Genomic DNA, 13,627 nt, shown 5'->3' with positions numbered 1-13,627 from the left:
TCTTGATGATGACGATTGCGCAAAGACTGTTTTCGGCTGGCATTGCAGCGGCCGCTACGGTCGCGTTGGCGGCCTGCACCACCACCGGCCCGGGCGAGCCGCCGGTGATCACCGCCAAAGGGGTCGAAGGCTCCTGGATCGACGCGCAGGGCACGGGCTTGTCGACCTTCAAGGGCGGCAGCTTCGCGACCGTAGCAACCGACACCGGCCAGAAGCTTGCCGATGGCAGCTACACCATGACCGGCGGCACCTCGGTCGAGATCCATGGCACTTCGCTGATCCGCCAGACGCCGATCAGCTTCAACTGCTTGATGGTCTCCACCAGCCAGCTCAATTGCACCAGCGCGAGCGGGCAGAATTTTGTGCTGACCAGGCGCACCTGAAGTCCGATTCCGAATTGACTTTGCACAAGGGCGGCGGCTTCAAGCCGCCGTCTTCTTGCGCCGCCAAAGCTGATGCCGAATTCCGCTTGCATCGACTGAAACGCGATGTGAACATGGCCCGAGAGGGCTGTTACATCCCAGTCAAACAAGAGCGTTAAACGCGTCTGGTCCAGTTATCCGGGAGACGAGAATGAAGAAGATCGCTGCCATCGCCGCGCTGTCGGCATCGGCGCTTGGCCTGTCGGCAGGAGCATCCTTTGCCGACTACACGCTGAACATCCTGCACATCAATGACTGGCACAGCCGCATCGAGAGCAACAACAAGTACGAATCGACCTGCTCAGCCGAGGAGGAGACCAAGGGCGAATGCATCGGCGGCGCCGCCCGCCTGGTCACAGCGATCGCGCAGGAGCGCAAAAAGCTGGAAGGCCAGAACGTGCTGCTGCTCAGCGCCGGCGACAATTTCCAGGGCTCGCTCTTTTACACGACCTACAAGGGCAAGACCGAAGGCGAATTCCTCAACCAGATGAAATTCGATGCCGAGGCTCTCGGGAACCATGAGTTCGACGATGGCGAGTCGGCGCTGGCGCCGTTTCTCGACATGATCCAGTTTCCGGTGCTCGGCGCCAACGTGAAGGCCAATGCGCAATCCAAGCTCGGCGACCGCGTCAAGCCGTCGATCGTGGTCGAGGTCGGCGGCCAGAAGATCGGCATCGTCGGCGCGGTCACCAACGACACGCCGGAGCTTGCCTCGCCCGGCCCGAACATCGCCATTGAAGACGACGTCAAGTCGATCACCGCGGAGGTCGAGAAACTGAAGGGAGAGGGCGTCAACAAAATCATCGCGGTCACCCATATCGGCTACAAGCGCGAGCGCGACGTGATCGCCAAGATCCCGGGAGTCGACGTGGTGGTCGGCGGCCACAGCCATTCGCTGCTGTCCAACACCGATCCCAAGGCGGAAGGCCCATATCCGACGATGGTCGACAGTCCGGACGGCTACAAAGTGCCGGTCGTGCAGGCGGCGTCCTATTCGAAATATCTCGGCGAGTTCAAGGTCGTGTTCGACGACAACGGCGTCGTCAAGGAGGCAAGCGGCGATCCCATCCATCTCGACAAATCGATCACGCCCGACCCCGCCGTGCTTGCCCGCATCAAGGAACTCGGCGCGCCGATCGAGGCATTGAAGAACAAAGAAGTCGCCGAGACCACCAAGGCGATCGACGGCAGTCGCGAAAACTGCCGCGCCCGCGAATGCGAGATGGGCAATCTGGTCTCCGACGCCGTCCTCGACCGGGTCAAGAGCCAGGGTGTCGAGATCGTCATCTCGAATGGTGGCGGCTTGCGCGCCTCGATCGACCAGGGCACCGTCACCATGGGCGAGGTTCTCACCGTGCTGCCGTTTCAGAACACGCTGGCGACCTTCCAGATCTCCGGCAAGGATCTGGTTGGCGGCCTCGAAAGCGGCCTCAGCCAGGTCGAGGACGGCGCCGGGCGCTTCCCGCAGGTTGCCGGCCTGAAATATGCGTTCGACAAATCGGCGCCGCCTAATGGACGCGTCAAATCGGTCGAGGTCATGGAAGGCGGCGCCTGGACGCCGATCAAGCCGGACAAGGATTACCTGGTCGCCACCAACAACTATGTCCGCCAGGGCGGCGACGGCTACAAGGTGTTCGCAGAGAAGGCCAAGAACGCCTATGATTACGGCCCGGGGCTGGAACAGGTCGTTGCCGATTACCTCGGTGCGCACCGGCCCTATACGCCGAAGCTCGACGGCCGCATCACCGAGATCGCCGCGACCGTAGCCCCAGCCGCAGAACCTGCCAAGCCTGCCGAACCGCCAAAACCTGCTGAGGCCGCGCCGGCAAAGCCTGCTGAGCCGGCAATGCCCGAAATGCCGGCCGGCTCCGGCGACATTTCCAAGACGCCGCCGGCCGTCCCGGCTGAAACCGCGCCGGCAACACCCGCACCCGCCGAGCCGGCCCAGCCGGCGGCACCTGCGGCTCCGGCCACACCGGCTCCGGCGACCCCTGCTCCGGCTGAACCGGCCAAACCGGCCGAGACGGCGCCTGCCCCGAGTCAGCCAACCCCAAGTGAACCAGCAAAACCTGCCGAGCCGGCTGCGCCGGCACCAGCCGAAAGCAGCCATGTAATCGTCGCCGGCGATACCTATTGGGATCTCGCGGTGAAGGCCTATGGCGACGGCACCAAATGGAAAATGATCTACGATGCCAACAAAGCCTACGAGCCACGCCGGCTGCCGATCGGCGCAACCTTGACGATCCCGGCGGCCTCGAAGTAATCCGGCCGCAGGAACTCAAAGCACCCGCCCGGCAAACCGGGCGGGTGTTGCATTTCTGGGACAAGGTGCGGCCAGACGCAGCATTTGAAAACCGGCGCGGCATCGCTACTTTCGCCGCGGCACCGTTGGTTCGCGGTGTTGGAGAACCTCATGACGCGTGCCAGCCCTGCTGAAATCAAAGCCGAGAGGACCACCGCCTCGCCATCGGCGGAGCGCCCTCTGGTTAGGACCGGCAAGGTCGGTGTCATGCTGATCAATCTCGGCACCCCCGACGGCACCGGCTTCAAGCCAATGTGGCGCTACCTCCGTGAGTTCCTGTCCGATCCACGCGTCATCGAGCTCAACAAGGCGATCTGGTATCCGATCCTCTACGGCGTGGTCCTCACAACCCGGCCGAAGAAGTCGGGCGCCAACTATGCCAGGATATGGAACCGGGAGCGTAACGAGTCGCCGCTGCGCACCTACACCCGCGCCCAGGCCGAGAAGCTCGGGCTCGCGCTCGGCGACCTACCCAATGTCGTTGTCGACTGGGCGATGCGCTACGGCAATCCTTCGACCGAGAGCGTGGCCGGGAGACTGGTCGAGCAAGGCTGCGACCGCATCCTGTCTTTCCCGCTCTATCCGCAATATTCGGCGACGACGACTGCGACTGCCAACGACCAGCTGTTTCGCGCGCTGATGAAGATGCGCCGCGCCCCGGCCATTCGCAGCGTGCCGCCCTATTACAACGAGCCGGCCTATATCGATGCGCTCGCCCGTTCGATCGAAAAGCATCTGGCGAGCCTCGCCTTCGAACCGGAAATTGTCATCGCTTCCTATCACGGCATTCCGAAACCCTATTCCGACAAGGGCGACCCCTACCAGGCCCATTGCCTCGAGACGACGCGGTTGCTGCGCGAAAAGCTCGGCTGGGATGAAAAGAAGCTGATCACCACCTTCCAGTCGCGCTTCGGCGCGCAGGAATGGCTGCAGCCCTACACCGACAAGACGGTCGACAGACTAGGGCGCGAAGGCGTGAAATCGATCGCCATCGTCAACCCGGGATTTTCCGTCGACTGCATCGAGACGCTGGACGAGATCGGCAGGGAAGCGGCCGAGACCTTCCACCATGCCGGCGGCGAAAAGTTCGCACACATCCCTTGCCTCAACGACAGTGCCGAGGGCATGGCGGTGATCGAGGCGATGGTGCGGCGCGAGTTGTCCGGCTGGGCCTGAATGGATCGCCCGTCCATGCACCGGCAATCCGTGATCACCTGATTGTCACGTTGCTGAAACACACTTAAGTGTTTGGTCAAGTCGGCCGCGTGGAATGTCCAACATGGCCGGCCTTTGAGGGGAGAGCCAAATGGGTTTCAGTGGTTTTGATATCGCGCTTCTTGTTCTTGTCGCCCTTGTCATGCTGGTGCTTTTCAAGGGCATCCGGACAATTCCGCAAGACTATAATTATACCGTCGAGCGCTTTGGCCGTTACACCAAGACATTGAACCCAGGCCTAAACCTGATCGTGCCTTTCGTCGACCGTGTCGGCGCCAAGATGAACATGATGGAGCAGGTGCTCGACGTTCCGACGCAGGAGATCATCACCCGCGACAATGCCACCGTTGCCGTCGATGGTATCGCCTTCTATCAGGTGCTCAACGCGGCGCAGGCCGCCTACCAGGTCTCCGGCCTGCAGAATGCGATTCTCAATCTCACGATGACAAACATCCGCACCGTGATGGGCTCGATGGACCTCGACGAACTTTTGTCGAACCGCGACGCCATCAACGAGCGCCTGCTGCGCGTCGTTGACGAGGCGGCACATCCCTGGGGCATCAAGATCACTCGTGTCGAGATCAAGGACATCAACCCGCCGGCCAATCTCGTCGAATCGATGGGCCGCCAGATGATGGCCGAGCGCAATAAGCGCGCCCAGATCCTCGCCGCCGAAGGCCTCAAGCAATCGCAGATCCTGGAGGCCGAGGGCCGCAAGGAAGCCGCCTTCCGCGACGCCGAGGCGCGCGAGCGCTCGGCCGAGGCTGAAGCACGCGCCACGCAGGTGGTGTCGGAGGCGATCTCCAAGGGCGACGTGCAGGCGCTCAACTACTTCGTCGCGCTGAAATACACCGAAGCGCTGACCAGGATCGGCTCGGCGACAAACAGCAAGCTCGTTCTGATGCCGGTGGAGGCCTCATCGCTGATCGGCACGCTCGGCGGCATTGGCGAAATCGCCAAGGAGGTTTTCCGGAGCGAAGGCACCGCCGGCGCCGCACGACAGGCCGCCCGCCCGCCGGTGATTCGCCCGAGCGAAACCTGAGGCCGCAGCCATGCTCGACCGCATTGTTTCCGAACTCGGCCCGTGGAGCTGGATGGTCCTCGGCTTCGTCCTGCTGGTTATGGAGGTCATCGCGCCGGGTATTTTCATGCTGTGGATCGGCATTGCCGCGCTGTTGATCGGCGCCGTCTCACTTCTCATCTGGGATGCCGGTTTCTGGACCTGGCAGGTCCAGGTCCTCGCCTTCCTGGCGCTGTCGCTGGTCTCGGCCTATGTCGGCAAGCGGCTGGTGGGCGGACGCCACCGATGAGACCGACCAGCCCCTGCTCAACCGTCGCGGCGCGCAGATGGTCGGCCGGACGGCGACCCTTGCCGAGCCGATCAAAGACGGCCGCGGCCGCATCAAGCTGGGCGACACATTGTGGCGCGTCTCCGGCCCTGACCTGCCGGCTGGCACGCAGGTGCGGGTGACGGGCGCCGCCGACACCGATCTGGAACTGACGGTCGAGGCGGTCTAGAAGCCCGCTAAAGCAATTCCAGGAAAAGTGTGAGACGGTTTTCCGACCGGAATTGCGCAAAGACAAAGAGATAGAGCGGTTCAGCGTTCCGTGAAACGATGAACCGCTCTAGGCAGCACCGATGCGCAGCAGGTCGTGCAGATGGACGAGCCCGATCGGCCGCCTGCCTTCGACCACCATCAGGCTGGTGATGGCCGAGTCGTTGATCGTCTGCAGCGCCGTCGCAACAAGCGTGTCGGGCGCGGCCATTTTCGGCTCTCTGGTCATCACCTGATCGACGCTCATGGCCAGGAGATCGCTGCCGATATGGCGCCTGATGTCGCCATCGGTGATGATGCCGATCAGCTTGCCGTCCGCGGCAGTCACCGCCACGCAGCCAAACCCCTTGCGCGACAATTCGAGGATCGCTTCGCGCATGCCGGTGCCGGACGACACCAGCGGCAGCCTGTCGCCGACATGCATGATCTCGCGGATCTGCGTCAGGTTGGCCCCGAGCTGGCCGCCGGGATGGAACGTCCGGAAATGGTCCGGGGTGAAGCCGCGTGCCTCGAGCAGCGCGATGGCCAGCGCATCGCCCATCACCATTTGCAATAGTGTCGAGGTCGTCGGCGCAAGGCCGTGCGGGCAGGCTTCCGGTGCTCGCGGCAGCAGAAGCACGACGTCGGCCGCGCGCGCCAGAGCCGATTTTTCACCCGCAGTGACCGCGACCAGCGGAATCGAGAAGCGCCTCGAATAGGCGATGATGCCCTTGAGCTCGAGGCTTTCGCCCGACCACGAAAGGGCGACGATGGCGTCATTCCTGGCGATCATGCCGAGGTCGCCGTGATTGGCTTCGGCAGGGTGGACGAAGAAGGCCGGCGTGCCGGTCGAGGCGAGCGTCGCGGCGATCTTCGAGCCGATATGGCCGCTTTTGCCGACCCCGGTGACGATGACACGGCCATCGATCTGCGACACCATGCCGACGGCCCGTGCGAACGGCTCGGCCAGCCCGTTTTCGAGAGCGTCTGCCAGTGCCGCGACGCCGGCCTGCTCCGTCGCCACCGTTCTCAGCGCCGAGGCAATCGCGGCCTGCCCATCGTGCCGCTTCCTGTCTGGGGATTTCACGTCCATGGACGATGCGATTAGCGCTTCGGCGCGCGCCTGTCCAACGGAATTGCCGTCCCGAACCTCCTGACGGGCCATCCCTCAACGCTCCGTTAACCATCCCCATTTACGGTTTCGTAAGTATGGCGCGCGTGCGCCGCGCAAGCAGTGGTGCCGATGTCCGGGTTTCAGCCTCAAAACAAAATGGGACGAAAGGGCAAGGCGGTTTGCGCTTTGCTGCTGGCAACCAGTGTCTTTGCGTTGTCGCGGCCGGCACTGCTTTGCGCCCAGGAAACCGAACTGCGCGGCGAGGTTGCGGAATCGACAATCCTGGACGACCAGCAGTACAAGATCAGGCAATCGAGCATAGCCGGAACCCAAGCCGCGCAGGCTGCTGCAACCGCCAACGACAATACGCCGCTGCCTACCTATCGCCCGGCCAGCCAAGGGGCGTTGCCTGACGACGGCACGGGCGAGGCGACCACAACCGGCGGCACTTTCGATCCACCAGCGGCCAGCGGCGACCCATTTCCCGACAACCCTGCTCCGCCCCCACGACGGCGGCCAAGCGTAACGCAACGCGCCGCCAATGCGGCCAACAGCGAAGACGAGACCGCGGACAGCCAGAAGCGCAAGAGAACCGCGACTGCAGCGACGGCGACGACCGATGACACCGACACCGTAGACGAGCAGGATACGGTCAACCGCCGTGCCGTCACCGTCGATTCCGCCGAAAGGCTGAGGCTCGACCCCGGCGCCGAGCGCATCGAAGCCATCGAAGGCCAGAACAAAAAGAACGAGGACGACCCGTTCGCCGCCACCGGCATCAAGCTCGGCTCCTTCGTGATCCGGCCGACGCTCGAGCAAGGCCTGACGTCTTCGACAAACGCCGATTCGAGCAGCCTCGGCAAGCCGGCATTGCTGTCGGAAACGACGCTGCGCTTCAACGCCGTCTCCGATTGGCGGGAGAATTCGGCGACGGTTGAGGGCTATGGCATCTTCCGCGAAACCTTGTCCGGCTATGACATTCACGAGGCGCAAGGCCGCGTCGACGGCACACTCAACATCGATCTCGACAATGATCTGCGCGCCATCGCCAAGCTGGGCTATGAGGCCGTGCCCGAATCGGCCTCGGCGCCGGACGCAGTCGTCGGCGCCGTTGGCCAGCCAGTGCGGCAGACAGTGAACGGAAGTCTCGCCGTCGAGAAGGATGCCGGCAAGATGCGCTTCGCGCTGACCGGCGCGGTCGAGCACGACATCTTTGGCGACGCCAAGCTTTCGTCAGGCGGATCGCTGTCGCAGAAGGGCCGCGACTCGACGCTCTACACGGCCATTTTGCGCACCGGTTACGAGATCTCGCCTGCCATCACTCCGTTCACCGAAATCGAGATCGGCCGGCGCGCTTATGATTTGCGCGTCGATCCAAACGGCTTCCAGCGCTCCTCCAGCAGGCTTGGCGCACGGGCCGGCGTCGAGCTCGATCTCCGCGAGAAGCTTAGCGGCGAGTTCTCGGTCGGCTGGCTGCGCGAGGCCATCGACGACGACCGCCTGCCGGCGATTTCGGGCGCGACGGTCAATGCCGATCTCAAATGGTCGCCGGAACGCGAAACCACGATCGGGCTCACCGCACAGACGACCGCCGAGAACACGACGAATGCGGGCGAAAGCGGCTCCATGCTCTATTCCGGCAGCCTCACCGGCGAGCGGCAGATCCGCGCCAACCTGACCGGAAATGCCGCTCTCGGCCTTGAATGGCGCGACTATACCGGCTCCGACGATCATGATTTGACGCTGAGCGCCGAGGCTGGGCTGACGTGGTGGCTGAACCGCTACACCGGGCTCACCACCCGCGCCAGGACTGAAAAACTGACCAGCAACCTGGTTGGGCGCGACTACACGGCCAACAGCATCTTCGTCGGCTTGAAGTTGCAGCGCTAGCCGGTGTTGAAACTATGAGGCTACGCCGCGGCGTTCTGACGGCGCGAGTTCGTCCAGAAGCGTGCGAATTACACCGGCCATGCTGGCATTCATGTCGCTACGCCAAAGTGCGAAGGCAACGTTGGCCTCGACGAAGCCTTCGGGCGAGCCGCAGTCGAACGTCCGCCCGCGGTAGTGGTAGCCGTAGAAGGGCTGTTGCTTCTGCAGCTTCAGCATTGCATCGGTGAGCTGGATCTCGTTGCCGGCGCCTTTTTCCTGACCTTCGAGTATCTTGAATATCTCCGGCTGCAGGATGTAGCGCCCGTTGATGTAGAGGTTCGACGGCGCGGTGCCGGTCTTCGGCTTTTCCACCATGCCGGTGATGCGGAAACCGTGATGCGCGTCCTCGCCGCGGCCGACAATGCCGTATTTGTGCGCCTCGGCCGGATCGCACTCCTGCACGGCGACGATGTTGTTGCCGGTCTCGGCGTAAAGCTCGACCATGTCCTTCATGCAGCTTTTTTCCGACTGCATGATCATGTCGGGCAACAGCAACGCAAAGGGCTCGTCGCCGACGAGCTCGCGCGCGCACCAGACGGCGTGACCAAGGCCGAGCGGTACCTGCTGGCGGGTGAAGCTGGTCTGCCCCGGTGCCGGCTGCAGCCGCTGCAGGCGGGCGAGCTGGTCGTCCTTGCCGCGCTGCGCAAGCGTGTCGTAGAGCTCGAACTGGACGTCGAAGTGATCCTCGATGACCGCCTTGTTGCGGCCGGTCACGAAGATGAAATGCTCGATCCCGGCTTCGCGCGCCTCATCGACCACATACTGGATGACCGGCCTGTCGACGACCGTCAGCATTTCCTTGGGAATGGCCTTGGTGGCGGGGAGAAAGCGCGTGCCGAGACCGGCAACCGGGAACACTGCCTTGCGAACTCTCTTCATGTGCCAATTATCCATTTGCATGCCTGTTCGGCAATCCCGATTCGAGACATTTTCATGCCGAAATCGAGGATTACTGAACGGCGGGTCAGAAATCTCAGCTGGTAAAGCATTGACGCATCTTTTCACCCCGGACGGCACCTATGGTAAACCAAATGCTAACCGGGTTCGGCGATGAATAGTCTTCCTGAGATGAAGAAGGAGGAAAAGATGTCCGTTCGCAACGCCGCAAGGCGCTTCACCAGCGTCCTGACGGCCGCCAGCCTCTCGCTTGCCTTGCTCATGCCCAGCGGACCGGCTTTTGCCGATGCCGGCTTCCGCCAATGGGTCGCCAGCTTCCGTGCTACCGCCGTGGCGAGCGGCGTTTCCGGCTCCGTCTACGACCAGGCATTCAAGGGCATCAACGATGCTGACCCGGTGGTACTGGAAAAGGCCCGTACTCAACCCGAATTCACCGCACCCGCCTGGGATTATTTCGACAACCGCGTCCATGACCAGTCGGTCGCCGTCGGCCAGCAGATGGCAAGGAAATGGAAGCCTTGGCTGGACAGGATCGAGGCAAGATACGGCGTCGACCGCTACATCCTGCTGGCCATCTGGTCTATGGAATCGAACTACGGCGAAACCCTCAAGCGCGATGATATCATGCGCAATGTCGTGCGCTCGCTGGCGACGCTTGGCTATGCCGATCCGAAGCGAGCGAAATTTGCCCGCACCCAGCTGATCGCGGCGCTGAAGATCCTGCAGACCGGCGACATCGACGAAAGCCATCTCAGCGGCTCATGGGCCGGCGCGATGGGCCATACCCAGTTCATCCCCACCAGCTACCAGTCCTATGCGGTCGATATGGACGGCAACGGCAAGCGCGACATCTGGAATTCGATTCCCGACGCACTGGCGACAGCCGCCAATTTGCTGAGGAAGAACGGCTGGCAGGCAGGCAAGACCTGGGGTTATGAGGTCAGCCTTCCGGACGGCAAGAAGCTGCCCGGAGGCTCGAAGTCGCTGTCGCAATGGCAGGCGCTGGGGGTCAGCCGTGCCAACGGCAAGCCGTTCAAGAACGGTGCGGACAAAGCGACGTTGAAGCTGCCCGGCGGCAGCGGCGGGCCGGCTTTCCTGATGATCAAGAATTTCTCGGTCATCAAGCGTTACAACAATGCCGACAAATATGCGCTCGCCGTGGGCCTTCTTGCCGACGAAATTGCCGGCTATGGCGGGCTTGTGCAGGACTGGAAGCGACCATTTACCAAGCTCTCCTTCGAGGAAAGGCAGGAGCTTCAGAAGCGACTTTCCGAGCACGGCTATTACGACGGCAAGTTCGACGGCAAGATCGGTGACGGATCGAAAACCGCCATCATGGCCTTCCAAGCAAAGGCTGGCTTGACCCAGGACGGGTATCCGAGCAAGGAAGTGCTCAAATGGCTCAGGCAGAACTAGAGCCGGTTGCGGGATGGAGAGGGTGATTGGTTTCGGCTGCGCGCATCCGGTTAATCGTTCGTCGCGTGCCGATCCTCGTTCTGGCGATCGCCGTTCTGGCGGTCGGCGGCGCCAGTGCCTTTCATACCGCGGCCATGGCGCAGGAGCCGGAAAGTCGTGGCTGGTCGCTGCGCGACCTGTTGTTTCCGCGCAGAAGCGAGCGGTTTGAGCAGCCGCCGCCCGAATTCCAGAGAGAATTCCAGAGAACAAAGCCCAGGCCCAAGCTGAGAAAGCCCCGGTCAGTTAGCCGGCCGCCGCCGGCCGAGCCGACAACCCCAGTAGTCGAGAAGGCGCCGGATGCACGCGTCGTTCTGGTGGTCGGCGATTTCATGGCGTCTGGGCTGGCTGAGGGGCTCGACGCCGCCTTTGCCGAAAACACTGGCGTCAGGATCGTCGTCCGTGCCAACGGATCGTCCGGCTTCGTGCGTGACGATGTCTACAACTGGCCAGAACAGGTCAAGTCGCTGATCGCTGCCGAAAAACCGGCAGCCGTCGTCGTCATGCTCGGATCCAACGACCGGCAGCAGATGCGCGTCGGCGATGTACGCGAGCAGCCGCGATCCGAAAACTGGACCAAGGAATACGAGCGCCGGACCGATGCGTTCGGCAAGGCCATCGCCGCAACCAAGGTGCCGTATCTGTGGGTCGGCATGCCGGCCTTCCGGGTCTCGAAAATGACCTCCGACATGCTGGCCTTCAACGACATCTTCCGCTCGTCCGCCGAAAGCCACGGCGGCGAATTCGTCGACGTCTGGGACGGGTTCGTCGACGAGAACGGCGCCTTCATCACCAGCGGACCGGACATCAACGGCCAATCGGTGCGCCTGCGCTCCGACGACGGCATCAACATGTCGAAGGCCGGCAAGCGCAAGCTCGCCTTCTATACCGAAAAGCCGCTGATGAAGATCCTGGGGCTGGCCGCGCCGGGAAGCGTGGTGACGGCTTCTGCCCCGGCCGGCGCTCCCGTCGAGGCGCCGGCACCTGCCGCGGCACCGATAGCTGTCGATCGCACCGTGCCGATGCTGCTCAGCGATCCGGCGCTGGACGGCGGCTCGGAACTTCTCGGCGCCGCCCCGCCGGCAAAAGCTGACAAGAATTTGCCGGGCGAAAGGCTGATCGTCGAGGGCAAGGCGCCCGACGCCTCACCGGGCCGCGCCGACGATTTCTCCTGGCCGCCCAAGACACAGCCTGCGACGGCGGCCGCATCCGATACGACGACGGCGATCCGCCAGTAAACAGAACCTCTTCGGAACGGGCTCAGCGCGGCAGCACGCTCGATCCCATCAGCGCCTCGTCGATGGCGCGCGCCGCCTGGCGACCCTCGCGGATCGCCCAGACGACCAGCGACTGGCCGCGCCGCACGTCGCCCGCCGCATAGAGCCTTTCGACGCTGGTCCTGTAGTCCCGGTCATTGGCCTCGACATTCTTCGAACGGCGGCTGTCGGTGACGATCTTCATCTGCCCGTCGAGTTCCGAGATCGGCCCGCGAGCGGCTGGCCCGGCAAAGCCGATGGCGATGAACGCGAGATCGGCGCGGATGACGAATTCCGTGCCCGCGATCGGCTTGCGCTTTTCGTCGACCTCGCAGCATTTGACCCCGGTCAGCTGGCCGTCTTCGCCGATGAATTCAAGCGTCGCCACCTGGAATTCGCGCTCGGCGCCTTCGGCCTGCGACGATGACGTGCGCATCTTGGTCGCCCAGTAGGGCCAGACCGACAGCTTGTCCTCCTTTTCCGGCGGCTGCGGCCGGATGTCGAGCTGGGTGACGCGTACCGCGCCCTGGCGGAAGGCGGTGCCGACGCAGTCTGAGGCAGTGTCGCCGCCGCCGACGACGACGACGTGCTGGCCGCCGGCGACGATCGGGCGCGACGGCCATGCCACCGACTGGATCGGCTCGCCGCCGATACGCTTGTTCTGCTGCACCAGATACGGCATGGCGTCGTGCACGCCGTCGAGATCGTCGCCCGGGATGTTGGCCGGGCGCGGCGTTTCGGAGCCGCCGCAATAGAGCACGGCGTCATATTCGGCGAGCAGTTCGGCGACCGGCTTGTCGACGCCGACATTGACGCCGCAATGGAAGCTGACACCTTCGCCCTGCATCTGCTCGATGCGCCGGTCGATATAATGCTTCTCGATCTTGAAATCGGGGATGCCGTAGCGCATCAGCCCGCCCGGCCGGCTCTCGCGCTCATAGACGTGAACGTCATGGCCGGCGCGGCCGAGTTGCTGGGCAGCCGCCATGCCTGCCGGCCCCGAGCCGATGATCGCGACGCGCTTGCCGGTCTTCCGTTCCGGCGGATAGGGCCGGATATGGCCGGTTTCATAGGCTTTGTCGGCAACGGCCTGCTCGATGGTCTTGATGGCGACCGGAATATCCTCGAGGTTCAGCGTGCAGGCTTCCTCGCAAGGTGCGGGGCAGATGCGGCCGGTAAATTCCGGAAAATTGTTGGTCGAATGCAGGTTGCGGATCGCGTTTTCCCAGTCGCCATTGTAGACGAGGTCGTTCCAGTCCGGGATCTGGTTGTGGATCGGGCAGCCGGTCGGTCCATGGCAATAAGGAATGCCGCAATCCATGCACCGCGCGGCCTGTTTCTCGACCTCCTTGTCCGACATCGGCAGCGTGAACTCGCGGAAATGCCGGATGCGGTCGGAAGCCGGCTGGTACTTGTGCACCTGCCGGTCGATCTCGAGAAACCCTGTTACCTTGCCCATAGTCCAGTCCCTGCTGTCCGGAAGGCACGCCTGGCGACGCACCCGT

Annotated in this window: 10 protein-coding genes and 1 pseudogene; 8 read left to right on the top strand and 3 right to left on the bottom strand. The window is 63.3% G+C overall.

Annotated elements, in window-relative coordinates:
* Positions 1 to 8 precede the first annotated feature (8 nt).
* From omp10 to NKI19_RS00250, 5 genes and pseudogenes are all read left to right on the top strand, one after another.
* A complete protein-coding gene (gene omp10, locus NKI19_RS00270) occupies positions 9 to 383 on the top strand; it encodes an outer membrane lipoprotein Omp10 (protein ID WP_352489110.1) in 375 nt (124 codons plus the stop codon).
* 190 nt (positions 384 to 573) lie between these two features.
* A complete protein-coding gene (locus tag NKI19_RS00265; RefSeq protein ID WP_352564896.1) occupies positions 574 to 2,685 on the top strand; it encodes a 5'-nucleotidase C-terminal domain-containing protein in 2,112 nt (703 codons plus the stop codon).
* A 150-nt stretch (positions 2,686 to 2,835) separates the two neighbouring features.
* Positions 2,836 to 3,900, top strand: coding sequence for a ferrochelatase (gene hemH, locus NKI19_RS00260; protein ID WP_352564895.1), 1,065 nt, complete (start codon positions 2,836 to 2,838; stop codon positions 3,898 to 3,900).
* A 130-nt stretch (positions 3,901 to 4,030) separates the two neighbouring features.
* Positions 4,031 to 4,981: an SPFH domain-containing protein gene (locus NKI19_RS00255; RefSeq protein ID WP_352564893.1), complete on the top strand. Its 951-nt coding sequence runs from the start codon at positions 4,031 to 4,033 to the stop codon at positions 4,979 to 4,981.
* 10 nt (positions 4,982 to 4,991) lie between these two features.
* A pseudogene (locus tag NKI19_RS00250) lies at positions 4,992 to 5,457 on the top strand (NfeD family protein).
* A gap of 108 nt (positions 5,458 to 5,565) precedes the next feature.
* Here NKI19_RS00250 and NKI19_RS00245 read toward each other — a convergent pair.
* The gene (locus tag NKI19_RS00245; protein ID WP_352489108.1) at positions 5,566 to 6,567 is read right to left on the bottom strand and encodes a KpsF/GutQ family sugar-phosphate isomerase; all 1,002 of its coding nucleotides are present in this window, start codon (positions 6,565 to 6,567) and stop codon (positions 5,566 to 5,568) included.
* Positions 6,568 to 6,717: 150 nt separating this feature from the next.
* On the opposite strand from NKI19_RS00245, the gene NKI19_RS00240 reads away from it, so the two are divergent.
* Positions 6,718 to 8,478, top strand: a complete 1,761-nt coding sequence (locus NKI19_RS00240) for an outer membrane beta-barrel protein (protein ID WP_352564891.1) — start codon at positions 6,718 to 6,720, stop codon at positions 8,476 to 8,478.
* Positions 8,479 to 8,490: 12 nt separating this feature from the next.
* Here NKI19_RS00240 and galU read toward each other — a convergent pair whose 3' ends face one another.
* Positions 8,491 to 9,396, bottom strand: a complete 906-nt coding sequence (gene galU / locus NKI19_RS00235; protein WP_352488740.1) for a UTP--glucose-1-phosphate uridylyltransferase GalU — start codon at positions 9,394 to 9,396, stop codon at positions 8,491 to 8,493.
* 207 nt (positions 9,397 to 9,603) lie between these two features.
* Here galU and NKI19_RS00230 point away from each other — a divergent pair, with 207 nt between their 5' ends.
* A complete protein-coding gene (locus NKI19_RS00230) occupies positions 9,604 to 10,830 on the top strand; it encodes a lytic murein transglycosylase (RefSeq protein ID WP_352564889.1) in 1,227 nt (408 codons plus the stop codon).
* Positions 10,831 to 10,856: 26 nt separating this feature from the next.
* On the top strand, positions 10,857 to 12,104 hold the full coding sequence (locus NKI19_RS00225; RefSeq protein ID WP_352469526.1) for an SGNH/GDSL hydrolase family protein: 1,248 nt from the start codon (positions 10,857 to 10,859) through the stop codon (positions 12,102 to 12,104).
* Between the two features lie 22 nt (positions 12,105 to 12,126).
* Here NKI19_RS00225 and NKI19_RS00220 read toward each other — a convergent pair whose 3' ends face one another.
* Entirely contained in the window at positions 12,127 to 13,581 is a 1,455-nt protein-coding gene (locus tag NKI19_RS00220; RefSeq protein WP_352564887.1) for a glutamate synthase subunit beta, read from the bottom strand.
* Positions 13,582 to 13,627 lie beyond the last annotated feature (46 nt).

This window comes from Mesorhizobium sp. M0751 (genome assembly GCF_040320265.1).
GTDB lineage: Bacteria > Pseudomonadota > Alphaproteobacteria > Rhizobiales > Rhizobiaceae > Mesorhizobium.
The sequence above is the reverse complement of the archived record's forward strand: the minus strand, read 5'-3'. Positions and strand labels throughout refer to the sequence as shown.